This window comes from Microcoleus sp. S1D4, assembly GCF_036700765.1.
Taxonomy (GTDB): Bacteria; Cyanobacteriota; Cyanobacteriia; order Cyanobacteriales; family Microcoleaceae; genus Microcoleus.
Genome location: NZ_JAUBPP010000044.1, coordinates 1 through 25,398 on the forward strand (window position 1 = coordinate 1; position 25,398 = coordinate 25,398).

At 44.0% G+C, this 25,398-nt stretch carries 22 protein-coding genes and 1 pseudogene; 14 read left to right on the forward strand and 9 right to left on the reverse strand.

The window, feature by feature from the left end; genetic code table 11:
- The coding region (locus QT998_RS26525) for a hypothetical protein (RefSeq protein ID WP_333093202.1) at nucleotides 1-183 on the reverse strand (183 nt) is incomplete at its 3' end.
- A 20-nt stretch (nucleotides 184-203) separates the two neighbouring features.
- Here QT998_RS26525 and QT998_RS26530 point away from each other — a divergent pair.
- Both QT998_RS26530 and QT998_RS26535 read left to right on the forward strand, forming a co-directional pair.
- A complete protein-coding gene (locus QT998_RS26530) occupies nucleotides 204-1,454 on the forward strand; it encodes an RNA-guided endonuclease InsQ/TnpB family protein (protein ID WP_333118764.1) in 1,251 nt (416 codons plus the stop codon).
- Between the two features lie 91 nt (nucleotides 1,455-1,545).
- Entirely contained in the window at nucleotides 1,546-2,241 is a 696-nt protein-coding gene (locus tag QT998_RS26535) for an alpha/beta hydrolase (RefSeq protein WP_333118766.1), read from the forward strand.
- 188 nt (nucleotides 2,242-2,429) lie between these two features.
- On the opposite strand, the gene QT998_RS26540 is transcribed toward QT998_RS26535, so the two are convergent.
- From QT998_RS26540 to QT998_RS26550, 3 genes are all read right to left on the reverse strand, one after another.
- Nucleotides 2,430-3,326, reverse strand: a complete 897-nt coding sequence (locus QT998_RS26540) for a succinate--CoA ligase subunit alpha (RefSeq protein WP_333118767.1) — start codon at nucleotides 3,324-3,326, stop codon at nucleotides 2,430-2,432.
- A 51-nt stretch (nucleotides 3,327-3,377) separates the two neighbouring features.
- Nucleotides 3,378-4,604 carry a succinate--CoA ligase subunit beta gene (locus tag QT998_RS26545; RefSeq protein WP_333093206.1) on the reverse strand — a complete coding sequence of 409 codons (1,227 nt, stop codon included), beginning with the start codon at nucleotides 4,602-4,604 and terminating at the stop codon, nucleotides 3,378-3,380.
- An 848-nt stretch (nucleotides 4,605-5,452) separates the two neighbouring features.
- On the reverse strand, nucleotides 5,453-6,961 hold the full coding sequence (locus QT998_RS26550) for a glycosyltransferase (RefSeq protein ID WP_333093207.1): 1,509 nt from the start codon (nucleotides 6,959-6,961) through the stop codon (nucleotides 5,453-5,455).
- A 377-nt stretch (nucleotides 6,962-7,338) separates the two neighbouring features.
- Here QT998_RS26550 and ebsA point away from each other — a divergent pair, with 377 nt between their 5' ends.
- The 10 genes from ebsA (at nucleotide 7,339) to QT998_RS26600 (ending at nucleotide 17,447) form a co-directional block, all read left to right on the forward strand.
- On the forward strand, nucleotides 7,339-7,716 hold the full coding sequence (ebsA, locus tag QT998_RS26555; RefSeq protein WP_333093208.1) for a type IV pilus biogenesis protein EbsA: 378 nt from the start codon (nucleotides 7,339-7,341) through the stop codon (nucleotides 7,714-7,716).
- A gap of 1,045 nt (nucleotides 7,717-8,761) precedes the next feature.
- Entirely contained in the window at nucleotides 8,762-9,859 is a 1,098-nt protein-coding gene (locus tag QT998_RS26560; protein WP_333093209.1) for a phosphotransacetylase family protein, read from the forward strand.
- Nucleotides 9,860-10,111: 252 nt separating this feature from the next.
- The gene (locus QT998_RS26565) at nucleotides 10,112-10,615 is read left to right on the forward strand and encodes a DNA recombination-mediator protein A (RefSeq protein ID WP_193974988.1); all 504 of its coding nucleotides are present in this window, start codon (nucleotides 10,112-10,114) and stop codon (nucleotides 10,613-10,615) included.
- Between the two features lie 15 nt (nucleotides 10,616-10,630).
- Nucleotides 10,631-11,047 carry an MAPEG family protein gene (locus tag QT998_RS26570; protein WP_333093228.1) on the forward strand — a complete coding sequence of 139 codons (417 nt, stop codon included), beginning with the start codon at nucleotides 10,631-10,633 and terminating at the stop codon, nucleotides 11,045-11,047.
- Between the two features lie 187 nt (nucleotides 11,048-11,234).
- Entirely contained in the window at nucleotides 11,235-11,726 is a 492-nt protein-coding gene (locus QT998_RS26575) for a YajQ family cyclic di-GMP-binding protein (protein WP_194011603.1), read from the forward strand.
- A gap of 4 nt (nucleotides 11,727-11,730) precedes the next feature.
- Nucleotides 11,731-11,925 (forward strand): hypothetical protein, encoded by a 195-nt coding sequence (locus QT998_RS26580; RefSeq protein ID WP_333093210.1) that lies wholly within the window; start codon nucleotides 11,731-11,733, stop codon nucleotides 11,923-11,925.
- Between the two features lie 85 nt (nucleotides 11,926-12,010).
- On the forward strand, nucleotides 12,011-12,445 hold the full coding sequence (locus QT998_RS26585; protein ID WP_333093211.1) for a sensor histidine kinase: 435 nt from the start codon (nucleotides 12,011-12,013) through the stop codon (nucleotides 12,443-12,445).
- Nucleotides 12,446-12,536: 91 nt separating this feature from the next.
- Nucleotides 12,537-13,427, forward strand: coding sequence for an ABC transporter substrate-binding protein (locus QT998_RS26590; RefSeq protein ID WP_333218199.1), 891 nt, complete (start codon nucleotides 12,537-12,539; stop codon nucleotides 13,425-13,427).
- A gap of 50 nt (nucleotides 13,428-13,477) precedes the next feature.
- Nucleotides 13,478-16,087 carry a hybrid sensor histidine kinase/response regulator gene (locus QT998_RS26595; protein ID WP_333093213.1) on the forward strand — a complete coding sequence of 870 codons (2,610 nt, stop codon included), beginning with the start codon at nucleotides 13,478-13,480 and terminating at the stop codon, nucleotides 16,085-16,087.
- Complete coding sequence (locus QT998_RS26600) at nucleotides 16,077-17,447, forward strand: diguanylate cyclase domain-containing protein (RefSeq protein ID WP_333118771.1); 1,371 nt, start codon at nucleotides 16,077-16,079, stop codon at nucleotides 17,445-17,447. Before QT998_RS26595 ends, QT998_RS26600 begins: the two co-directional genes overlap by 11 nt.
- 306 nt (nucleotides 17,448-17,753) lie before the next feature.
- Here QT998_RS26600 and QT998_RS26605 read toward each other — a convergent pair whose 3' ends face one another.
- From QT998_RS26605 to QT998_RS26625, 5 genes and pseudogenes are all read right to left on the reverse strand, one after another.
- Nucleotides 17,754-19,403 carry a mucoidy inhibitor MuiA family protein gene (locus tag QT998_RS26605; RefSeq protein ID WP_333118773.1) on the reverse strand — a complete coding sequence of 550 codons (1,650 nt, stop codon included), beginning with the start codon at nucleotides 19,401-19,403 and terminating at the stop codon, nucleotides 17,754-17,756.
- Entirely contained in the window at nucleotides 19,396-19,992 is a 597-nt protein-coding gene (locus QT998_RS26610) for a Uma2 family endonuclease (protein WP_333093216.1), read from the reverse strand. The genes QT998_RS26605 and QT998_RS26610 overlap by 8 nt, the downstream gene beginning before the upstream one ends.
- Nucleotides 19,993-20,096: 104 nt before the next feature.
- Nucleotides 20,097-20,987 (reverse strand): methylenetetrahydrofolate reductase, encoded by an 891-nt coding sequence (locus QT998_RS26615; RefSeq protein WP_333118774.1) that lies wholly within the window; start codon nucleotides 20,985-20,987, stop codon nucleotides 20,097-20,099.
- A gap of 124 nt (nucleotides 20,988-21,111) precedes the next feature.
- The gene (gene trpS, locus QT998_RS26620; protein ID WP_333118776.1) at nucleotides 21,112-22,122 is read right to left on the reverse strand and encodes a tryptophan--tRNA ligase; all 1,011 of its coding nucleotides are present in this window, start codon (nucleotides 22,120-22,122) and stop codon (nucleotides 21,112-21,114) included.
- Nucleotides 22,123-22,432: 310 nt separating this feature from the next.
- A pseudogene (locus tag QT998_RS26625) lies at nucleotides 22,433-23,495 on the reverse strand (ISKra4 family transposase).
- A 172-nt stretch (nucleotides 23,496-23,667) separates the two neighbouring features.
- On the opposite strand from QT998_RS26625, the gene QT998_RS26630 reads away from it, so the two are divergent.
- Both QT998_RS26630 and QT998_RS26635 read left to right on the forward strand, forming a co-directional pair.
- Complete coding sequence (locus QT998_RS26630) at nucleotides 23,668-24,345, forward strand: transposase (protein WP_333118778.1); 678 nt, start codon at nucleotides 23,668-23,670, stop codon at nucleotides 24,343-24,345.
- A gap of 99 nt (nucleotides 24,346-24,444) precedes the next feature.
- Entirely contained in the window at nucleotides 24,445-25,332 is an 888-nt protein-coding gene (locus QT998_RS26635) for a transposase (RefSeq protein WP_333118781.1), read from the forward strand.
- Nucleotides 25,333-25,398 lie beyond the last annotated feature (66 nt).

Below are 25,398 nucleotides of genomic sequence, written 5' to 3' on the forward strand. Positions count from 1 at the left end.
TTTTGATTCAGATTCCAATAACTTTTGTAGCGAGGCGAGCCTCGCGTCCCTCTTCCAAAACTGTCCGAAGTATTGATTGATCCCTGAAACAGCATTACTATCGTGTCGGTACTCTAAATCCTTTTTCGACAAACTTGCCATAGCAATGATTGACTCCGTTGATGGGTAGTCTATAATCAACATATCACAGTGACAGAACTCAAATGTTTGGATGCCAGCAAATACTACTCAAGCCTGACAAAGACCTCAAGGCAGTTTTAGAATATATTTGTCAACAATCGAACAAACTGCACAATTGTGCGGTCTACTACGCTCGCCACATATACTTCAAAGCTGATACTTACGTGCGTCCGTTTGACATAATCAACGCATTAAAGCGCAATCCTCATTACGGAGCTTTATGCGCTCAAGCCGCTCAACAGACTTGTGGTGCTGTTGGTGAATCAGTAAAATCGTTCAAGGGATTAATCAAATTGTTTTGGGAAGGCCAGCTTGAATTCAAGCCAAGATTCCCCAGTTACCGTACTCCTGGCGGATTTCATTTAATAGCGTATCCGAAGCAAGCGCTTGGAAAAAAGTTGATTGACGGTCAAGTTTCAATTCCTCTGGGTCAAAAAGTAAAAGCTTGGTTGGGACTGAAGAATTTTCAAGTCCGAATGCCTACTAATTTGAACTATGCCGATATTCAAGAAATTAGAATTCTCCCCAGGAATGGCTGTTTTGACGCCGAGTTCGTTTACAAAGTGTCCAGCGTCCAAGCTGTCACAGAGAATCAAAAAGCTTTAGGTATCGATCACGGTGTTGATAACTGGCTTACTTGTGTCAGTAACTCAGGGACAAGTTTTATTATTGATGGCAAGCACTTGAAGTCGGTCAATCAATGGTACAACAAGCGGGTAGCGATTTTGATGGATGGCAAACATAATGGTTTTTGGTCGCATCAATTAGCGCGATTGACCGAAAAACGAAATCGGCAAATGCGCGATGCCGTGAATAAAGCAGCTCGTTTAGTAGTCAATCACTGCATTAAGAACAAAATCGGTGTTATCGTTTTTGGGGGGAATAAAGGGCAGAAAAATTCTGCCAATATGGGCAAAAAGACCAACCAGAATTTTGTCCAAATCCCTACAGCAAGATTAAAAAATCGAATCGCTCAACTGTGCGAGCAGTACGGCATTCAGTTTTTTGAGACTGAAGAAAGTTACACGTCTAAAGCATCTTTGGTAGACCGTGATTTTCTACCTGCAATTGGTGAAAAACCCGATGGGTGGAAGGAAACGGGCAGACGTGTAAAACGCGGTTTGTACCGGACGGGTGCAAAAAATTGGTATATCAATGCTGACTGCAACGCCGCAGGCAACATTTTGAGAAAAGTAGCGACAATGTTAGGGCTTGACCTTGACGGAGTTGGTAGGGGTGAATTGACAGCACCTTCAAGAATTGCCTTTTGGTAGTTTCTTTAGAATCTCCGTGCGTTTTACGCCGGAGAGTGTCAAAATGTACAAATCTCGAAAGCATAATTTTAATCGATAGCTGAAACTGAATATGAAGTTAACAAAATTTGTATCGATCGCCATTGCCCTGTTTGTTGGATCGAGCGCCAGCATATTATCTAGCAACAGTAAAGCATTGGGGGCAGAAAAAGTTGTCCTGACATTTGGCCCGATCGCACAAACCATCAATATCAGCGACTTAGAAAACTTTGCTAAAAACGGCACGACGACACCAACCATCAAACAAATTATCGGGTTCTCCAAAATGGATCCACAAGTGCTGCAGGGATTGATGAGTCTAGAAATCGGTTTAAAGCCCGCTATTCTGGCGAGGGTAGTTTACAGTACGCCAGGAGAAAAAATTACGGACGAAATCGGTCAAGCAATTCGGACTCACCGCCGCACAGAAAGCGGCAAAGCCCTGCGGGCGGCGGTGATTCTGGCATCCGGCGACGACGGTAGGCTGTCGCTGCTAGAAATCCTGAAAAAGTATCCTCTGCCGGAGGTTTACGTAGATGTTGCCAGCCTTGCGGCCACAGTTGGGAAAGTTCAAGGTTTGGTGGGGAACGTGCAAAGCCTGCTGCAAGAGTCGATGCGCGAGACAACTCGGACAACTCGCACCCAAACTCCGATCGCACCTCGTCCCAGCCTTCCGCCAACAACTTCGCCTCCGGCACGTCGTCCCGCACCCGTACCCCTACCAGCACCTGCACCACAGCCTGCGAGCCCTGTCAGAGGGCTTTGGTAAGAAACGAAAATTTAATAATTTAAGAATCTCCTACAGTCTTCTCTCTTGTAAGTTTCCAGAGCAAAGGAGGCAGAGTATCGTCTATCTGCATTACCAGGCTCTGCCTGGTAATGCAGATAGACGAGCAACGAGCAAATGGGGACTTGGATTCGGAACGATCGAGCCAATTGGATTTTTGGCGATCGCAATCATTTTTTCTTCAGCAATTTTTTAAGCAACTTAGGAACCTCCGAAGGCCGAGCCGCCACGGGTATTTCCGCCTCTTCAAAGGCAGCCATTTTGTTATCGGCCTTAATTCCAAAGGCTTTCTGGGCTGCAGCGCGAGAACTGATCAAAATGCCGGCGTGGCCCAAAGACGGGCCCTTCGGAACGTAGTGTCCGGCGAGATAAGCAACTACGGGTTTGTCTATTGCCGAAGCGATGTAAGAAGCTGCAGCTTGTTCGCTCCAGCCGCCCGCTTCTCCCACCAACACTATCGCCTCCGTACAGTCGTCTTCGTCCAAAATTTGCAGCCACTGCATAAACGACGAACCCAGAATCGCGTCGCAACCAATACAAACCGCCATCGACTGCCCCAATCCTGCCCCAGTCAGTTCGAGAGCAATTTCGTAAGTCAAAGTGCTGCTGCGGCTGATGACCCCGATCGAACCGGGAGTGTAGAATTCTTTGGGATGAGTGCCCAATAGCAGTTTGTCGGGGACAATAATCCCCGGACTGTTTGGCCCGATTAACAAAGTTTCGGTGGCCTCTGCTTTTCTGACTAAGCGCACCATATCCAGAGGAGGCACTCCCCCGGTGACGATCGCGATTTGCCGAATTCCTGCGGCGATCGCTTCTTGAGCCGCATCCAGCACCGCATAACGGTCTACCAAAATTACCGCAGTGTCAACGTTACCCACTGCCGCCACGGCTTGTTCTACCAAATCAAAAATCGGAATTCCCTCCACCTCCTGCCCGCCTTTACCGGGACTGACACCGGCGACTACATTAGTGCCGTATGCTTTCATCATCAGGGCGGTGCGGGTTGAGGCTGGAGATTCTGTAATGCCCTGTACTAGGACTTTGCTTTCAGGAGTTAAATTCATTTTTTGCCATTTGACAGTCCATAACTCTCGTCTTTTGCCGATCGACTGCCGCTACTTGGCCGAGGCTACAGAAGCGGCCGCAGCCCGATCCAAACTGCTAACTAGCTGCACCGGCAACTCTCCCAAACGCTTTTTTACAGCATCAGAATCGATATCTACCAGACGCAGCACAACTTGGATGTGGCGGTTGGCGCGAGCTTTCCGTTCCAAATAGCCGGCTACTGCGGCGGTGATTTCCTCAGTTTTGGAGGCGCGGGCCAAAATATTGACCAGTATCACCTTAACGTTTTTATTTTGAGCGACTAAATCCAGGGCTAATTCCGCGCGATCGCGCAGGGCATTTGCTGTATCGTAGGGGTTTAGAGAACCCATATTCACAAAATTAGCTGGTTTTCCTCCTTGGTGGGCTACAGCATCCAAAGTTGCCATTGTCAGGCCCATTCCGTTGCACAAAATCCCGATATTCCCATCTAGTTCGATTAATTGCAAAGATTCGGAATTCGAGATTGGGGATTGAGATTTTGCATCAAACTCCGGCGAGTGCTGGGCCGGAGAGTGAGAATTGTGGCTCGCGCCCGCATGGGGATTTCTCCTGTTTCCTACGAACCCGCTGCTTTGGTTCTTACCCGAGAGTGCGGCCAAGTCTGGATGCCGCCCCAAAGCATCGTCATTGGCGCTGACTTTACCATCTAAAGCCATTACCTCTCCCGTAGGACTGATGCCGAGAGGATTGATTTCTACTAAATCTAAATCTTTTTCGACAAACAGTCGGTACATTTTCTCGACGATCGCGCTCACCGATTGAATCAAGTCTCCCTGCAATCCCATTTTCAGCATCAAACGCCGCGCGTAGAATGGCGAAAATTCTTGGTCTACCGCAACTTGCTGCATTTTGTCGATCGACCCTTCAACATCCATACCTCCTTCTCTCGAACCCAGAAGTACCGGGCGTCGCGCTACGGGGTCTAGGAGTACCGCCAAGTACAATTCTTGGTCAGCGTTGTACTTAGCTTCGGCCAGCAGGACTTGGGGATATTCAGACTCGATCGGCAAATTAAAAATTGTTTGAGCAGCAGCAACTGCATCGATCGTATTTTCCACAAATTTAATACCACCCGCCCGGCCTCGTCCCCCAGCGCGCACTTGCGACTTGAGTACAACTGGGTAGGGAATTTTCAGTCCCTTGAGGTCGGCGGGATTATCAATCCGTTGTGATGGCAAAATCGGAATTGCCATCTGACGGAATAAAGATTTAGCTTGATACTCTAACAAATCCATTTTTAATAACGGGTGATATCATGTCCGGTCGATCGTCCTAACAAAAACGGAGCGCGCGTGCGTCCTGGCATTGGCTCCCGGATTGCGGACTTCAGTCCGCAATCCGGGAGCCAATTTTATCGTTGTGAATCCACCGGATGCGATATGACTGGTAGTTGGCAACAAGCAATTCGCCGTAATTGGCAATTCATAATTATTAGATAATAATTGGCTTTTTGTCAAGTCAAAATTCAAATATTCTGGCTTTTAACTTTTATTTTTCAACTTTTGTATAGCCGATTACTTATTCGCAACAGATCGCCCATCGCCGATTATTTAATCGGTTTTGGAGTGTTTTTGGCGATCGATAAATTGCCAAATTTCACTGTCCGATCGGGCGGCGATATATAACCTTCGCAAAAAAAAAGATGTTCCGCAACCGATTTGCACTTGCCGTCAGTCGATTTTAAATACTTCGGCTTCTCTAGTCATTAGTCATTAGTCATTAGTCATTGGTCATTAGTCATTGGTCATTAGTCATTAGACCTCTTGCAAAATAATTTTATGCTATAATAAAGGGTTTGGCTTAAGTGAAGCAGATTGCAGGTTATATCAGCACTTTACAATTATGAGTTAGCTCTGGGGTCTAAAACTTAAAACCTTTAATTATAAAATATTTTTTTTTGTAAGAGGTCTATTTTTGCAAGAGGTCTATTAGTCATTGGTCATTAGTCATTAGGCAGAAGAAGGAAAAACGAAGAAGGAAGAAGAAAGAAGAGATATAGCGGTTCTCATAAAAGTGAGGTATGCTTTTAGGCCCGATGCTTTTAGGCCCGATGCTTTTAGGCCCGATGCCCTATTAAATGGATTTACTTAGCAGCCCCTTGATGGACAGTTTTGACCCATTTTAGCCGCTTGGGACGCACCGCAATCCGAGCCGTCACAGTCCCTACCAGCAGCCAGTGCAACATATACACAGTACCCCGTAGCGTTTGCAGGAAGGTGACAAAAACTCTTTTCACCTCAAATTTCGTCTCTTTGCGAGTGCGACGCAAACCGACAAACATTCCCACCAGCGACAAGGTAAGGGTCATAAAAGTTATGGGACTGGCTAGAGGCATCCGGCGCAGCGCAATTGACATCAAAAAGTCGGGTAGCGCTACTGTGGGCAAGAAATATTGGGATACCCAAAATCCAAATAAATCCCAAGTTTTCCCGATTCCCATGCGGTTTTGCAAAATTAGCTGCCAGTAGTCAAGATAGCGCTGATAGCCGCCTTCTGCCCAGCGATTGCGCTGGTGCCACAGAGCCCTAGCGTTGGTGACTCCTTCTTCTAACACGGCTGGGAAAGGCAAAAATTCAATGTCCCACTGGTCTAGGTGCAGCCTTACGGTCAAATCTAGATCGTCGGTAATCGTTTCCTCGTTCCAGCCGCCGCAGCTTTCTAAGGCGGTGCGGCGCATGAATTGGCCGTTACCGCGCAATTCTCCAATGCCGCCGATCGCAGTCCGTTGCTGCTGGAAAAAACTGTCGAGAGCCATTTCTGCTTCTTGGCCGCGAGTCCACACATTCACCGCAGCATTGGCGATGGCTTTTCTGACTTGCACCGCCCCTACTTGTTCTCGATCGAATACCGGCAGCACCCGGCGCAGCAAATCCGGCGTTACCGTCGCGTCGGCGTCAAATATTCCCACAAATTCGCCGCGAGTCAGCGGCAAGACTTGATTTAGGGCTCCCGATTTGCCGCCACTGGCATTGGCTCCTCTGCGAAATACTTTAAGTTGCGGGTATTTTTTGGTTAGCTGTTCCAATACCAGCGGTGTGCCGTCGCTGCTGCGATCGTCGATCGCCCAAAGTTCGTAACGGTCGATCGGATAATCTAAATTGCAGATTGATTCTACCAATCGGGCAATCACCGCTTCCTCATTTTTCGCCGCCACCAGCAGCGAGACATAAGGCCAATCTTCTCGACTTTCATCTGAAAGAGGAGGGAGTGCGGGTTTGGGCCCGGCAAACAAAACTCGCAGCGCTTGCATCCACAGCAGCCCCGTCAACCCCCACACTACCCACGCACCCCAGGAAATCAAGTGCAGGGCGATCGTCCCTCCCCAAACCGCAGTCAGCACTACCGCAGCTTTTGCTCGCCTTCCCCGGTAAAGATTTTGAGGAAAAGACGGAGATCCCGGCACAGACACCGCCACCGGGATCTCTGATGAAGTTTCCGCGTCAAACACCCTGTCCCCCATGTCTGGTATGGCAAATATTTTGCTTGCCTTCGAGTTCGAGGTCAAACTATTGAGCTCTTCTCTAGCTAAATCAGGGATTTCCAAGTTAAGCTCGGTGCGAGCATCGTTTTCTGGCCAAGAACTCTCCTGCATAGGTTACTTGATTAAACAACCAATAGTTTTTGATTTTATAGATAAGTATTTACTGTATCAGTTTCTGGGCTTTTGTCGAAAGCAGACGCTGGCACGCTTGCAGGAAAACCCGCTGCTGGTTTGACCCGCCCAAAAACGGATACTGTCGTGCCACGTACAGGAGTTTTTCGCTATCCCAAATTTTCAACCCCTGTTCGAGCCTGCTGATTCAGGGCGCTGCAAGTAAATCTAAAATCTAAAACTCGTAAGCTCGCGAAGCCGAAGTATCTAAAATCTAAAATTGACTGGCTTTTGCTTGCGCTTAGCCTAGAATATCTGCTAGTTTTTGCAGAGCAGCTCAACTAATCTGCTAGTAGTAATTATCAGGATGTGGAAATATGTTTCTTCCTCAACTGAAGCCAGCCGACGACAAAGAAGTGAAAGTCTACGCTCCTTTCTGTCAGGAGCCCCGGCGCAAGTTTTTGCCGCACGCTATCGGTCTCTACAAGCTCAAAAGCTTGGAGGGGGCCCGAAAAATTGACGGCGGCGAGGACGTGCCGTTTGTCGCTAGTTGGAATATTCCGTCGCTGCCGATCGATTTGACCCGCTGTCGGGTGTTGTTTGACGGCAATGCTGAACTCAGCTACGAAGTAACGATGCAAAGCTCTGAATTTGTCACTTGTTTAATTGAGGTACTTTTGACTTTTCAGCGGACTCGTACTAACGTCGATTTTTCTAAAACGTTTTACCGCAAGCTGATGCGAATGGATGATTAACTTTCCCCGCGCCGGCAATCCCGAAAGCCTGCAATTGAATTGCGCTATAACTGGCGCACCAATCGTGTAATGCTACTACTGACGGCGACATTACACGATCGGTGCGCCAGTTCTATTATTGATGCTCAATAGAACCGCTATATCGTTTCCCGTTGCATCGGAATAATAAAATCGAGTCAACAGTCAGTAGGGGCGGTGGATGGTGCGGGCCCGCCCTCTTAACTTAACAGTCAACAGTCAACAGTCAACAGTCATGTATGAGTGCAACCGGAATTGATATGAGTTCTTGCATTGTTCTCCATCACCTCTTTTGTAGTGCTAGGAAGTGCGATCGCGAGCGTCCGATTTCCTTTGACTTTTTCCCGTCGCTTGCTGAGAATCTAACACAGTAGCCTTAGCCAAGGGAACTCAACCTACAGCCCAAAAAGTCCGATCGCTCACTTGTCGCCCGCCTTTGCGCTACCGAAATGCCAGCCCACCCACCACCAAATTGATGTATTTTTGATTTGATCGCCGTCATAAATAATGTCTAATTTCCGCAACAAATTGGGTAATTTTTCGCTGTTACAAAAACTCTTTCCAATAAAATTATCAGCAATAAATATATCTTTTGTTGTATTTTTAAACAAATGTAATGCTATTGATTACGCATTAGTAATTTACTTTCAATAGTCAGTATTGTAGAGTTTTTGCTTGACTGAATATGACTATAAAAGGCTAGAGATAAACATATTTTATCCGTAAATTATGGCGAAACGTGGCTGTAATGTTAATGGGAAAAAGGTAAGGGGGGAAACGGTAAGAAAGCAATCGATCGCCCTTGACGCAACTCTGTTGAGAACCGCTCTCGGAAAAAACTGGTGTGAAAAACTAAGGATGTCAAAGAATGCGGACAAAAGAGTTGCGAACACATGAATAACAAATTTAATTAAAAAAATAATCTGACCAAAAGCGACCAAATCGAGTATAATCGGATTGCGAAATTTAGTCGCAGTGGAAAAATACTGTTGAAAAAATTAAATTTATTAAAATAGACAGATGCAAATTGAGGAGAGAAGGCGTAACCAAATTGACTAAATATTTACTGATCGGTTCGACAAAAGCTTACAGCGGCAAGTCCGCGATCGCCCTAGGGATGGCACTCGCACTCCCAGCAAAAGGACTCTCCGTCGCCTACGGCAAGCCTCTGGGAACCTGTTTCAGCTCGGAGGGAGCTGGAACCGAGGAGGAAGACGTGCGGTTCGCGGTGGAGACGCTGAAACTCTCAGAAAGTCAGATGCCCTCAACACTGCTGTCTTTGGACGAGGAGACGGTTCACAAGCGTTTGCGGGGAGAAGACAAGACAGACTATCGGCTCTCTCTGGCGCAATATTTGCAAGGCCCCAAGGCAGACTTGGTACTGTTAGAAGGCCCGGCTAATTTGGAGGAAGGCAGTCTGTTTGACTTGTCTTTGCCTCAAGTAGCTGAGGCGGTTGATGCCTCTGTGCTGTTGGTGACGCGCCCGATCGATCTGTATGTAGACGATTTGCTGTCGGCTAAACGGCGTTTGGGTTCGCGCTTGGCTGGCGTTGTCCTCAACGACGTGCCCTCGGACAAACTCGAATCGATCGCGACGACAGTGCGGCCTTTCTTGGAGGCTGCGGGTATTCCAGTTTTGGGAATGCTGCCGAGAAGTGCTTTGCTGCGAAGTGTCAGCGTCAAAGAATTGGTGCACCAATTGAAAGCCGAAGTGCTCTGCCGTCCAGACCGTTTGGATTTGATGGTGGAAACCTTGACAATTGGCGCGATGAATGTTAGTTCGGCGATGAAGTATTTCCGCAAAGCGAGAAATATGGCGGTAGTCACTGGGGGCGATCGCACCGACATTCAACTCGCGGCTCTGGAAAGCTCAACTCAGTGCTTAATTCTCACAGGCCACTTGCCTCCTTCTCCCCTGGTAATCGGCAGAGCAGAAGAAATGGAAATTCCAGTTTTGTCTGTAGATTTGGATACCCTAACCACGGTAGAAATTATCGACAGCACCTTTGGCAGCGTGCGCCTGCACGAACCGATCAAGGTGGAATGCGTTACTCAGCTAATGGCAGAACACTTTGACTGGGAAAGCACGCTCGCATCCTTGGGTTTGGGAGCGAAAGTCCATTAAGCAGGCCGCCGGAGTGTAAGAAGGCAGAATTTTTTTTTTGAATTAAACAATAAAAATGGAAAATTCTTAAATTCTCAATTTTTCAGGAATTCTACCTTCAGCTACGGCTGCTCAACGCCTTATGGCTCCCTCAAATCTCGCCATCCCCCAGTCAAATCTTGTAAATGTGCAATTTTTAACTGGTTTTTGGCGGCAATTGCTGGGGAGTCTGCTAAAATCCACAACGTAGTTTTATTTAATTTAATAAATTCTTTGAGTCAATCAATTGAGCTACCCAGAGTTGATGATTTTTTACAAGAACTTGCGGCGATCCAGCAAACCAGCTCCAAGCGGATTGCTCTTTTGGGTTCTCGTCACGTTCCTATTACCCACCAGCAGCTAATTGAGATGCTGAGCTACGCCTTAGTTCTGGGAGGCAATCAGCTCATCACATCAGGCGCTACAGGCACTAATTCCGCCGCGATTCGGGGGGCAATGCAGGCAGATCCTAATCTGCTGACGGTGATTTTGCCACAAAGTATGAGCCGCCAGCCGCGGGAGTCTCGCGAGCAGCTAGAACAAGTGATACATTTGGTGGAAAATCCTAAAAATGATAGCTTGTCTCTCCCGGAAGCTAGCGCCATGTGCAATCAGGAGATCATTTCTCGCTGTCAGCAACTGATCTGTTTTGCTTTTCACGAAAGCCACACTTTGCTGAAAACTTGCCAAGATGCGGAAGAACAGCGCAAGGTGGTTACTCTGTTCTATTTTGATTGAATTGCGAGGCGGATGATGCTGTTGGGATTGCCTGTGTCGGTTATTCTGCTTGATTGTATTGCTGTGGCGGCAGCGCTGGTTTATGCACCGTTTTTGGTGGTTGCCCTCGCCCGCTTGCAGCTAGGCTACGACCAAGCAGCCCCGCGCGCTATGTTTGAGAGGTTGCCGGATTACGCTCAGCGGGCAACTTGGGCGCACCAAAATTCGTTTGAGACGTTTATGCTGTTTTCGGCGGCGGCTTTGATGGCTTTTGTGACGGGGGTAGATTCGGAGGTGGCGGGTTTGGCTGCGATCGCTTTTACGATCGCCCGCTTGTTGTTTTCCATTTTCTATATTCTGAATGTGCCACTGGGGCGATCGCTCATGTTTGCGATTAGTTCTTCTTGCACAGCTACTTTATTCTATTTCAGTTTGATGGCTGTTAATGGCTAATTGTTATTAGTCAGTTGGCCGTTGACAGTTGGCAGTTGGCAGTTGGCAGTTGCTAGTTGGCAGTTGGCAGTTGGCAGTTGCTAGTTGCTAGTTGGCAGTAGTTAACAGTCAACAGTCAACAGTCAACAGCTAACAATACGCAATGCCCAATGCCCAATGCCCATTACCCATTACCAAATATTAATTTATGGCTGCTAGTTATTCCTTTGATATTGTCAGCGATTTCGATCGGCAAGAAGTAGTTAACGCTGTTGACCAAACAGTGCGGGAAATTCAAAGCCGCTACGACTTAAAAGATACCAAAACTACCGTGGAATTGGGCGCAGAATCGATAGTTGTCAACACCGACAGCGAATTTACTCTCGATGCAATTCACACTGTTTTGCAAACAAAAGCCGCCAAGCGGAATTTATCTCTGAAAATTTTTGATTACGGCAAAATTGATCCGGCTAGCGGCAGCCGCGTCCGTCAAGAAATCAAACTAAAAAAAGGGATCGATCAGGAAATTGCCAAAAAAATCACTAAATTAATTCGAGATGAGTTTAAAAAGATTCAAGGCTCAATTCAAGGTGACGCAGTGCGCGTTTCTGCCAAGGATAAAGATGATTTGCAGTTGGTAATTCAACGGTTGAAGCAAGAAGATTATCCGATGGCTTTACAGTTTACAAATTATCGGTAAATTTTTGCAAGCTAAGTATGGGATTCCCAGTTGTGCGATCGCCTCTTTGAGTGCGATTGAAATTGCCTTGCACTTGCTGGGATTCAAAAATATTCCTTTGTTGCAAGCTGATGCTGGCTATATATGTGCAGAAAATCAACTTGTATATCGCTTTGGCAATAGACTTGAGTACAATCAATATTCTCAGCGTTCTGAATAAATCGATTCAGCCAAGCCTCAAGGTACTTATGAAATAAGGGTTTAGAAGCTCTCCTACAGTTGCATTACTTTTTGGAAGTGATATTATGCACAGCAAATATATGAGTCCTGAATTGCGATCGCCCCTCAATGCTATTCTCGGCTTTTCACCATTGATGGTACGCGCTAACAACCTCTCCTCTGACCCAAATCAAAATGCGGGAATCATCTATCGTAGTGGTGATGATTTACTAACACTAATTAATGTACTAGATTTATCGAAAATTGAAGCAGGTAGAACGACTATAAATTATACAGGTTTTTACCTACATCTGTTACTGAAAAAATTAGACAATCTGTTATATTTACGAGCTAATAATACGGGATTAAATTTGCTATTCCAGCGAACAGAAAATGTTGCCCTGGCCGGAGAAATTCCCCAAACAGAAACTCCTTCGATCAACTCCCTAAAAAAAATTGCTAGTCAATTCAATTGTGAGCAGCTTATTGATTTAGTAGAACCCGTGATAAGCAATGTCTAAACTACTCAGATCCCTTAGTATTTTTCTCATTACCTGCTGTCTGCTATCTGCTTGTCATCATCCAAGACAAACCGAATTAAAACGCCCTCCCTTGAAAGTAGGATTTACCATTTTTGTTGGCTATAATCCAGTTATCATTGCCCAAAAAAAAGGATTCTTCAAAGCAGAAGGAGTAGACGTGGAAATAATTTATATAAATTACAGCCAATTGCAACAAGCAGATTTCAGTGCTGGGAAGTATGATGGTGGTGGATTTGCCTTGGGAGGTTTTATGAGCTTGAGTGCCACAAATCCCGATATCCAAACTGTCATGGTTGTAGATGAAACCACAGGCGCAGATGTGGTAGTTGCACAATCAAAAATTCAAACCGTAGCTGACTTGAAAGGGAAAAACGTGAGCGCAAATCTAGGCGCATTTAGTGAAGTTTTTGTCACTGAGATGTTAAAAACTGCCAACTTAACGAAGGAAGATGTAAATCTAGTTAAATTCGACGCTTACGAATTTCCCCAACGCTTTCAAAGCAATGAAATCCAAGCTGGACACACTTGGGAACCCTATCTTTCTGAAGCCATAAAATTAGGAGGTCACATCCTATTTACCAGCAAACAAACTCCTGGCTTGATTTTAGATGTGGTTGCCTTTCGCGGTGAAGTAATCCGCGATCGTCCTGAAGATATTCGTGCATTTATTCGAGCATGGCTGCAAGCCGTGACCTACTGGGAAGCAAATGTTGAGGAAGGAAACGCTATCATTAGTAAAGCATTAAATATTCCTAGCAATACACTATCTCTAGAGGGCATAAACCTCACTAATCTTGAGGAAAATAAGAAATTTTTTGACCCTAGCAGCAGTCAGTCTATATACAAAAAAGCTAAGATATATACAGACTTTTTTATTCGCTCTGGCGACGTTACACGCATTCCCGCTATCAAAACTTTGTTTAATTCATCTTTCTTATCTCCTTCTAATGTGCGCCCATGAATCACTCACTTTTAAACAGTATCCGTACCAAGTTAATCCTATCATTTCTTATGGTTGCTCTCATCCCTTTACTGTTGTTAAGTTATCTGAATAAACAGACAACAGAAAAGGCACTAACTGACAACGCACGACAAGCTCTATCTGCGGCAGCCAAGGAAACTGTTAACAGAATAGATGCGTTTATTGATACTAATCTCAATGCCGTGCGCGTAGAAGCGATTTTACCAGGTTTATCTGCTTACCTGAACCAAACTGTCGAACAGCGAAAGGATAGTCCTGAAATGCGGTTAGCGACAGAAACATTAATCCGTCTCAGTCGTAAAGATCTGCTCAATATTATCTCTTACGCTTTGCTAGATATAAACGGACGGAATGTTTTAGATACGAATACACGGGATATTGGTCGAGATGAATCCAGTCAAAATTACTTTAGAGAACCTCTGCAAACTCAGCTACCTTTTGTCTCTAGTATGAAGCGATCGCCAAAAATTCCCGATCTAATTCAACTATTTTTTAGTAGTCCTGTTCGCAATGCAAAGGGAAAGATATTAGGGATCTTACGGGTATCCTACAATGCCACAGTTGTTCAGCAATTAGTAACTCGACAAACTGAGCGAGCCGGGGCAGAATTATCAGCAATTCTTTTAGATGAAAATTATATTTATCTAGCCCATAGCATAACACCTAAACTGCTTTTTAAATCCCTTGTCCCTCTATCGTCTGATGTCGCAAATAAACTACAAAGCGAAGGGCGTTTATCGAAGAGTTTGACTAAAGAAACTGCTACAAATTTACCCAAAATTAAGCAAGCATTAGATACCAAACAATCCTCTTTGATAGCATCATTTACGGGAAATGATAATCAGGCAAATTTGATCGCGATCGCTCGTTTACAATATAAACCTTGGTCTGTGCTTTTCGCACAACCGCTAGCTGTGGCTCTAGCGCCTGTGGAAAAGCAAATTAGTGATGCACTATTCCTATTTACACTAATCGCTGGAGTAGTAACAATCATCGCCGTTGCCATTGGGCAACTACTGACTAAGCCATTGATTTATCTGGCTAATATTGTGGCTGAGTTTACTGCAGGCAACTTAAATATCCGAGTTAAAATTAACTCAAAAGATGAAACAGCTCAACTAGCACGAGCTTTTAATAATATGGCCGGACAGTTACAAACATCTTTTGAAACTTTAGAAAATCGTGTAGAGGAACGAACAGCAGAGTTAGTCATTGCCAAAGAAAAAGCCGAAGTAGCAAATCAAGCTAAAAGTAGATTTATTGCCAATATGAGCCACGAATTGCGATCGCCCCTCAATGCTATTCTCGGCTTTTCGCAATTGATGGTACGCGCCACAAATATGCCCCCTGAACAATACGAGAATGCGGGAATTATCTATCGCAGTGGTGATTATTTATTAACGCTAATTAATAATGTACTCGATTTATCAAAAATCGAAGCAGGTAAAACCACCCTTAATCTTACAGACTTTGACCTACATATCTTGCTGAATGATTTAGAAGATATGTTGCATCTGCGGGCTAATAATGCCGGATTGAATTTGGTATTCCAGCGAACAGAAAATGTGCCGCGCTATATCTGTACCGATCAAGTAAAACTGCGTCAGGTTTTAATTAATTTACTCAGCAATGCCATCAAATTTACTTCCGAGGGTCAAATCACTTTGAATGTCTTTCTGGGAGAACAAGAAACCACAGATGTTTTTAATTTGCATTTCCGTATTCGCGATACTGGGGTGGGTATTGCAGCAGCAGAACTGCCCAAACTATTTGATGCCTTTAGTCAAGCTCAAGCTGGAAAAGATCTGCAGGAAGGAACGGGTTTAGGTTTAGCAATTAGCCGGAAATTTGTGCAATTGATGGGTGGGGATATTTCTGTAGAAAGCGAATTAGGAAAAGGTACAAGTTTCCAATTGTATATTCAGACCAAATTGGGTCACAAAACAAACAGCAAGAGTACAGCAGAATATCCAAGAGTTCTGGGACTGGTGCCCGGTCAACTTAGCTACAAAATTCTCACAGTCGATGATAAATCTATTAATCGACAATTACTAATTAAGTTGTTGAGTCCCTTGGGATTTGAGGTGAAAGAAGCTAGTAACGGACAAGAGGCGATCGCCATTTGGGATGAATGGGAACCGCACCTAATCTGGATGGATATGAGAATGCCAGTTATGGATGGCTACGAAGCGACAAAATACATCAAATCTACCACCAAAGGTAATGCTACGGCTATAATCGCGTTAACGGCGAGTGTGTTGGAAGAAGAAAAGGCGATGGTGCTTTCGGCTGGATGTGATGACTTTGTTCGCAAACCCTTCGTTGAACACACCATTTTTGACGCACTAGCTAAGCATTTGGGAGTCAAATATATCTATGCAGAAACAAGATCTCCTGTCTTGGATGATACAGAAACAAGCCCCTTGACATCGGCAGATTTAACCTGTATGACTCAAGAATGGATTACTCAATTATACGAAGCTGCACTTGAGGCAAATACTAACCTCGTGTTACAAGTCGTAGGAGAAATTCCCAAAACAGAAACTCGTTTGATAAAATCCCTTACAAAACTTGCCAGTCAATTTAAGTTTGAGCAGATTATTGATTTAGTAGAACCCCGGAGTGGCAATGAATCTTAATTCTCAAATCGAAAATAAAGGTAATATTCTAATTGTAGACGATCTTCTAGAAAATCTACAATTACTAAGCGAGGCGCTCCTCAAACTCGGCTACACTGTTCGCAGCGTTACCAGTGGGCGGATGGCACTGAAAACGGTGAAGGTAAAGCGACCAGATGTGATTCTTTTAGATGTTAAGATGCCTGAAATGGATGGTTATCAAGTCTGTAGAACTCTCAAAGCGGATGCAGATTTTAGCCACATTCCAGTAATTTTCATTAGTGCTTTAGATGATGTCTTCGACAAAGTAACCGCCTTTAATTCAGGGGCTATAGACTATATCACCAAACCATTTCAAATCGAAGAAGTAGTGGCGCGTCTGGAAAATCAGTTAACCATTCAACGCCAGCAACAGCTTCTGGAACAAGAAAACATTAAGCGCCGGGAAGCAGAAGAGGTACTTTATCAATCTAGGGCTTTACTGGCTAGTGTTTTGAATAGTTCCCTTGATGGTATTGCGGCAATGCAGGCTGTTCGTAACACCGAAACAGGCGATATTGAGGATTTTCGGTGTTTAGTCGTCAACCCCGTGATTGCTAGAGCTTTTAACAGTAGGCATGAAGAGATGATTGGCAAATTGGTACTAAAAAAGTTTTTGACTACTATTGAGCCAAAACTATTTAATTGCTTCGTTAATATTGTCGAAACGGGGGCATCTTTACAACAGGATTTTTACTATGAATCAGGAAAATCTTGCTGGTTTCACTTCGTAGCAGTCAAGCTAGGAGATGGTTTTTCCGTTACTATCCGTGATATTACCGCCCGCAAACAAATAGAATTGGCTCTCCAAGATGCCAATCAAAAATTAAAAGAACTGGCAAATCTAGATGGTTTGACTCAGGTGGCTAACCGTCGCTGTTTCAACAATTGCCTTCAAAGTGAATGGCAACGCCTAGCGCCCGAAAAGCAGCCACTTTCTCTAATTTTATTTGACGTTGATAAATTCAAATCCTATAACGACTACTACGGTCATCTGGCTGGAGATGATTGCTTAATTAGAATAGGGCAAACATTACAAAAAGTAGTCCGTCGTCCCACCGATTTAGCAGCGCGTTACGGTGGAGAAGAATTTGTGTTACTCCTCCCGAATACGGATTTAGAAGGAGGGATTAAGGTGGCACAAAACATTCAGCAAGAAATTCACAATCTGGCGATTCCCCATGCACAGTCTGACGTGAAGGAGATCGTCACAGTCAGTTTGGGTATTGCCTCACTCATACCCACCTTGGAAGTTCAACCAGATACACTGGTAGCCTATGCAGACAAAGCTTTGTACGATGCTAAACAACAGGGGCGCGATCGCTGGAGTACAAATTGTTGAAAAATCGGGGCGTTTTTTTGAGGAAGGGGGAATTTTACCGTTAGACAAGACTTTTCGCCAGTTGTAATTCATCCTGGTTTTTTGTTGATAGTCAGATCGTCAAATTTTTGGTAAGTAATACCAATTGGAAACAGTCTTGCTACAATTACCAATTTCAGACAAATTATCTTTGATTTGCACTACCCCTCGCCGGACAAGGCAATACCGTTTCCCTACAGATGATCGTCTCTAATTGATATGTAGCAATATTTTGCATAATTAGTATAAGCTGTAGCTAGTGTTACAGATTAAGAGCGTAAATCCTAATTAAATATCTAAACCCGTGACTGTTAACTCTGGAGGATGTTCGACAACAAACTGGTAATATAACTCTTGCTTTGCTTGTGGCGGCAGAGACATTATCCATTCCAGCAGTCCCATTTCACCTGCTACTATCTTCGGATTAGTGAGAGTCGATCGCACTTTAATCTGTTCATTGCGGCTGACTGGCAATTGCTCTTGTAGTGTCAGGTGTAGCTGCACCTGCCGCAGGTTAGTCACATTTAAGCGATAAGCGTAACTCGTGCGCCTCTGCTGACCGATCAGTTTTTTATCTACTTGTCTTTCCACTAATTCCCGCTCTATTTTTAGCCCTTCATCTATTCCTAAATTCAGTTTATATTCTTGGCCAGGGGAAACATTTTCTAACTGCATACTGCCGACAAAAGTGTTGTCGCGAAAGATATTTGCTTTACCGGGCAGAAGAGTTGCGCCTGTCAGCGGATTCACAACAACTGCTTGCAAATAGGCAAAACTGACTAATCGCGGGACGGCTATATATTCTGGTTGAAAGGGATAATTTTCGCTAAAAATCGTCACTTTGTGGGGTGTACCGTCGCTGGGAATCTTGGTATTTCTGCCTACTTGAAATGATACGGTGCCGCCTTCTTTCGATATTTGGGCTGTGGCGGTTTGAGCTTCTATGGGTTCGGGTGCTGCAGAAACACTAGGCTCAGTCATCATGGCTAATGGTACTTCGTTTGCACCTACTTTAGAATCGTATGATGCCATACTTCTTGTCATTCCCGCTCTGTAAAATTCTGCTGCTGGAGGCGATTTTGAGCGAAGAATATCGACATACCAGCATTCTAATTTAGGGGGCAGCATTCCCATTCCGGGTTTTGCTGTAGATAAAGTAAGCGCTACTCCCGTCCAATCTTCGCCTGTATTTTGATTGACTTCGGCTAGGTAATTGAGATTAATTTGGTTGTTGGTAGTGTTAACTCGCAAGTCGTAAAGAGGAGTCCAACGGGCTCGCATGACTACATAGGAAACTTCTAGTTCAAAATTGCCGCTACCGCTGGGTTCTATGGCAACAATGATGTTAAAACTTTGCTGAGAATGGGGAGTGTGTACTTGGCGCAACTGTTGCTGCAAAGCTTCTATTTGCTTGTCTAATTCGCGCTGCTGTCTTTCGTGTTGGGCGATCGCACTTACATATTTTAGGTAATTAGTTCCTAAAAAGTTGAGCAATTCGCCTGTTTCGTTTAAACCTACCTGCTGTTTGGCGATGCTGCTGGAAAAAAAACCGACGCTTTTTTCGCTCAAACCTTCCACAAATTTGAGCTGAATTTTTCGGGCGGTTATTTTGTCGTTAATTCCCCGTCTTTGGGTTTGTAACTCCTGAATTTGTTGGGTTAATTCGGCTGTACGATCGCCCACTGGTTCGCTGCTAAACACTGTTTCGGTTCGCACTCCCAGCAATCGCACAGCAACTGTACCCGCACCCGTGGCCCTGACTGACTCTGTGTCGAGGGTTGCGGGTACAGAGGCGATCGCCAATTCTCGTTCGTTTCCCGCCAGAGATACCGTACCGCGCCGCGTCACCAAAGCGCGATCGGTGTAAACTGTAACTTCACAGATGCGAGTCTCCAGTGTTTTGATATTATCCTGATTGAGTAAATACGAATCAGTCATTGCTACTAATGCCTTTACGAAACTCTTTTAGTGCTTCCAATGGCGACGCAAATAAAATGCAACGCTTCAACAAAGATAAGTCTAATTCTGGCAGCAATTCGCTGCTAGAAATCGGCTCATAACCCTGCTCTCGCAAGCGGTAAAGTTGCAGCGTTCCGTCTTCCCAAAACCATACTTCAGGCACACCCATCAGCCGATATTTCTGAAGTTTAATCGGACTCCCGCTAGTAATCACCACCTCAATGCACAAGTCAGGAACATCCTTATCTGTCCCGAAACAATAAGACAAATCTGACTGATATTCGACAACACCTTCAATTATCTGGCTATAACTGCCACTGGGAAAAAACTCAACTTCCTTTACTTCAAAGTAGAGCAAAAGCAATCCTGCAATTATGGATTGAACCGCCTCATGAGGTTTACTAATTCCCACAATTTCTAAAACTCCTTCACAGTAAAATAGCCGCACTCCCGGCACATCCTCAAAGCTAGCTTGAATTGCCTTGAATTGATGCCATGTCAAACCGCGGCAAGTGAAACGCTGTTCGACTGCGGGAGAAGTTGTTGGATTGTCTACAGTTTGAAGCATGATTTTTTTATTGATGTTCAAAATGCTAGCGCGGGGAGGGCCGGTTTACGACATCATTAGTTTTAGACATTGATGATTTGTAAAACCCGCCCCGTGGGTTAATTTTAGCTCAGTGGCTCGATTCCTGCCAAATCCAAAATTTGAGGAATTAAATCTTCTCGTTTGACAGCCATCATGTGAACTCCTTGACAAATCTGCCGCGCTAGTTTGACTTGTTCGGCAGCAATTTTTATGCCTTCCTGCAAGGGTTCGGGAGCTTTTGCTAAACGATCGATCGTCTCTTGTGGGATGTGAACTCCCGGCACGTATTTTTTAATAAATTCAGCATTTTTAGCTGATTTAAACAAAAATATTCCTGCTAAAACTGGCTTGTTGCAGCTCGCAGCAATGTGGTGCATAAACTTATCCAAAACTTCAAAATCTGTAATTAATTGACTCTGAAAAAACTGGGCTCCCGCCTCTACTTTTTTCTCAAATCGACTTTGCAAACCAGACCAACTGGGGCATTGCGGATCGACGGCAGCACCGACAAATAAATCAGTAACTCCGTCGGTTAAAGGTTTGTCATTCCAGTCTTTGCCGCCGTTCATTTTTTGAATAACTTGCAATAGCCGAACTGATTCCAAATCGAATACACTTTTTGCTTTAGGATGGTCGCCCGCTTTGACGGGATCGCCTGTAAGTGCTAATACATTGCGAATGCCTAAAGCGTGGGCTCCCATGAGATCCGCTTGCAGGCCAATTTGATTGCGATCGCGACAAGCAACTTGACAAATTGGCTCAATTCCGTGCTGCACTAAAATCGCCGAAACTGCTAGGGGGCACATTCGCATCACTGCGCGACTCCCGTCGGTGATATTAATGGCGTGGACTCTGTTTTTGAGGCGTTCAGCCATTTGAATTGTGTGAGTCATGTCGCCACCTTTTGGCGGGGCAACTTCGGCGGTAATTATAAATTCTCCGGGGGTGGTGCAGGCTGTGCGAAAACGGTTCATGATTATTTGTCTGTTATTGGTTATTTGTTATTGGACAGTTGTTAGTTGACAGTTGGCAGTTGTTAGTGGGCAGTTGGCAGTTGTCATTCTTAACCAGTAACCCATAACAACTAACAACTAACAACTAAACAGGTAAAGAATAACCGAAAGCTGTCTTAACCTTAGTTAGGGTTTGATTAGCAATAGCTTCTGCTTGTTCTCTTCCACGACGTAGTACAGACTCTAAATATCCCGGATCGTCCATTATTTCCTTGTATTTATCCTGAATTGGTTTGAGGGCATTAATTGTCGTCTCTGTCAGCAAGGGTTTAAAATCTCCCCAACCCATGTTTTCACACTCTGTTGCTACTTCTTCCTTAGATTTGCCGGAAAGCAGGAGATAAAGTGTCAGCAAATTTCTAGCTTCGGGGCGATCGGGGTCGTCAAACGTCAAACCCCGCACGGCATCTGTTTTGCAGCGCTTGATTTTTTTAGTAATGGTTTCTGGCGAATCTAATAAGTTAATTCGACTTTGTTCGGAAGGATCGGATTTTGACATTTTGCGCGTACCGTCTGTCAAACTCATTACTCTCGCGCCGTCTGCCCTAATTAACGGTTCGGGAAGTTTCAATACGGGTTTTTCTGGTGTGCCGAATTGGTGATTTAATCTGATGACTATATCGCGGGTGAGTTCCAAATGCTGTTTTTGGTCTTCTCCTACTGGTACTTTGTCGGCATCGTAAAGCAAGATGTCTGCTGCCATCAATACGGGATAATTTAGCAAGCCTGCGTTGACGTTTTCGCCTTGTTTAATTGCTTTTTCTTTAAACTGAATCATATCTTCGAGCCAGTTAATCGGTGTAATGCAATTTAGCAGCCATGCTAGTTCTGTGTGCGCCGAGACGTGGGATTGCACGAAAATAGTAGAATGTTCTAAATCGATGCCGCAAGCTAAATAAAGGGCGGCGATGGCGTAAGTGTCGGAGGCTAGGGTTGCTGGATTGTGCGGTGCGGTAATTGCGTGCAAATCGACTACACAAAAGTAGTTTTCGTACTGACTTTGATTTTCTACCCAGTTGCGAATGGCACCGAGATAATTGCCTAGGTGAAGATTGCCCGTTGGCTGAACTCCTGAAAGAACGCGCTGTTTATCCATGAGGAAAGAATAGAATTGATTTCACATTTCTATTTTGACACGTTATTTGGATCTCAGATGCTGTTTGTTGAAATTTATAAAAAACTGGTGGAATATCACTCGGCGGTTGAAACCGCGTCTACACAAACGAAGTCCGCTTGCGCGGACTAAAGAATAAACAGGGTATTTAAGGCGGGTTATTTTTATAAATGGGTCTAAATTTCACTCTGAAAAACATCCCTGTCAACTGTCAACTGTCAACTGTTTTTCGGTTTAGTGCGCCACCAAGTGATGCTGGCTGCGAAGGGTGCATCTCAGTTTGGCAAATACATCAAATTGAAAGTTGACCGTTGAGATAAGCACAGCGAAGAGCAAGGATAGACGAAACGTTCTCAATATTCCATTGTGTTCCCGATATTTTTACCCTTAATCCAATGCGTTTAATTATTGATTCAATTGCTCCCGAACTAATCGAACTTATGGATTCTTCTTTGTATTGGTAATTAACTATTCGGCAGCGATGCGTCTCTAAATAATTACAAAACGTTTTAAATGCTTGACCTTTAAAGTCTTTAAATATTTTTATAACTCGCTCAATTTTGCCTTGCCATAACATAGTTTCTGCTGATTTTAATCGTTTTATTGAACCCCTACCTTGTAGATATTTTATTTGAGATGATACCAATCTAATATTTCTTGTCTTGGTTCATTATCTCCAATTTCTTTAAATATCTGCCAAATTCTGGCATGACCATCTCCTAAACAATACATAGGATGTAGTGATTTTTGGCTATTAGTCCAATCAATTAAATCTTGATTATTTTGAAAAAATGCTCCTGAATAAACATTATCTAAACAAATGGCTTTATAGTCTTTCCAGTAACAACCCTCGCCTTTGGTTTCGTTGCGGACGCTGACTTTCCCGCCATCTAATCTAATTTCTTTGACTCCGTGTTTAGATGTAGGTAATTCAAATTCTTGTCGTTTAACTAATCTGTGTAATATACTATGAGAGACTTTGACCCGCGTGAAAATCTCTAAATCTTTTTCTGCCATTTGATAAGATTCGTTGGCACTGATTAAAAGACAGCATTTTTCCATCATTGGACTGAATTGACTATATGCTTTCAATCCAAAATATTTCGCTTGATTGTCTGTAATATCGAGCGAACCCACTATTGATTTTATTTTTCTGGATTTTCCTGTTTGAATCCCTGATACTGCTGAAAAAAAAAGCTACCTCGTTCTGGGCCTACTTCTTCTAACATTTTCTAATGCCGGAATTTTTCTATACTTTCAAAACTTTTTAACTGGGTTGGAGCTGTGTTTATGTAAAGAATTGCTGCTACCGCTTTTAAGTGGGATTTTAGCTGTTGTTGGTCTGATGCTATCATTTTATTTGCTTTATATTTATTTGACTATTTTACTACAATACTTCGGACAGTTTTGGAACAGGGACGCTCCCCGAACAGAGACAAAAAATCCCTGGAATTTTAACCGAAACTCCCAAAAAAAGGCACTTTTTAGATTAAGCTCAAAAAATAGACGAACTTAAAAAAATGCCTGATGAATATTCTAGAATCAATTTTACAACAAATGTCAGGGATTAGTCAATCCCAAAAAAAGTTTATGGTGACCTTGTTTTCCACCATATTGCTTGTTTATGGCAAGGTAAACTTTACCAATCTGAGCCGTTACAGTTCGTTGAGTGAAAAAACTTATCGTCGGCATTTTTTGAAAAACTTTGATTTCGCAGAATTTAATCAATACTTTATCAATAAAGCCTTGGATTCTGAGCAAACTATTATTGCTGTAATCGATTGTTCATTTATTGACAAGAGTGGCAAAAAAACTGAAGGGAAAGCTAGCTTTTATAATGGTGTAGCTGGCAGACCAGAAGAGGGATTAGAAATTTCTGTAATTTCTGTGGTCGAAGTCGAAACTCATTTGTCTTATAGTGTGAGTGTACAACAAACACCCTGGCGTCCTCCCACAGAACTACCCAAAAATCCCCTCACTGCTCAAAGGAAAAGAAAATCAAAAAAACCAACTAAAAAAAAAGCACGACTATGCTCAACGCCTGAGATAACAAGAGTTGACGACTATGCTCAACATTTAAAAAAAACCCGTTCTTTATTGCCAGAATCTGTACGCTATTTGGTAGCTGATGGTTATTATTGCCGCGCTAAGTTCTGGGATGCTGTACGAAATTCTCATTTAAATTTGATTAGTAAATTACTGTAGTTTAGACTAACCAAAGATGAGAACGGTGGCAAAAGAAGAACTAGAGCCACCGCGCCAGGAGAGAATGAGGGTGAAAAAGAAAACCTATCCACTCCTTAAATGAACACTGAACGATTAAAGGACTTTCGTCAAGCAGCATACGATTTATTACTGAAAGCCAAGGATGCAACATTCGAGCTGATGGATGCAGTGATGACCACTCCGAATGCGTCGTGTTTAGCAGAATTTTCGCTCAATCCATTATTCAAGCGTCAATGGCCAAGCGTCTATGAAGCCTTACAAGACTGTAGACCAGACCGAAAAAAACTGATGGAGTTGTATCGAGAGCAATTACAGAAAGAAGCACCCCCAACAGAACACATATTAGTAGCAATCGACCACACTGCATGGGCTCGACGAGATGCCAAAACGTTAAAAGATAGAACCCATGAATATCAAAGGGGTGTAATTGTTGGACAGGGGTACAGTACCATTGCCTGGATACCTGAAGCTCAAGGAAGTTGGGCATTACCCCTACTTCATGAAAGAATTAGTAGCGGGTCTTCACCCATACTTCAAGCAGCTTCCCAACTCAAACTGGTTTGTGAACAGAGTGTCAACCCGGTTTTAGCAGTTTTAGATCGAGAATATGGAAATGCTTGTTGGGTACTGGCGCTAACGCAAGCGGACATTCTTGCTGATTGTTTAATGAGAGTCCGAAAGAATGCCTGCTTGTGGTCAGCACCACCAGCTTATAGTGGTCGCGGCAGACCACCCAAACACGGGCAAAAAATGAGACTCAACGACCCAAACACATGGCTTCAAGCGGATACTGCAATTGAAATTGATGAACATCCAGATTTGGGACAAGTCCGAGTTAGACAATGGATTGACTTACATTTTTATCGTGCCGCTGGACAGAGAGTCAATTTAATCCTGGTAGAAAGAATGAAGCCCATGTCAAATGGTCAGCCATTTCCACCCTTATGGTTAGCTTCTGGAGTTTAGACTAAAAAACGATCGCATCTAAAAGTAGCTGCCTTTGAAGATCCGGCAAGCTGTTGCTCAAAAACT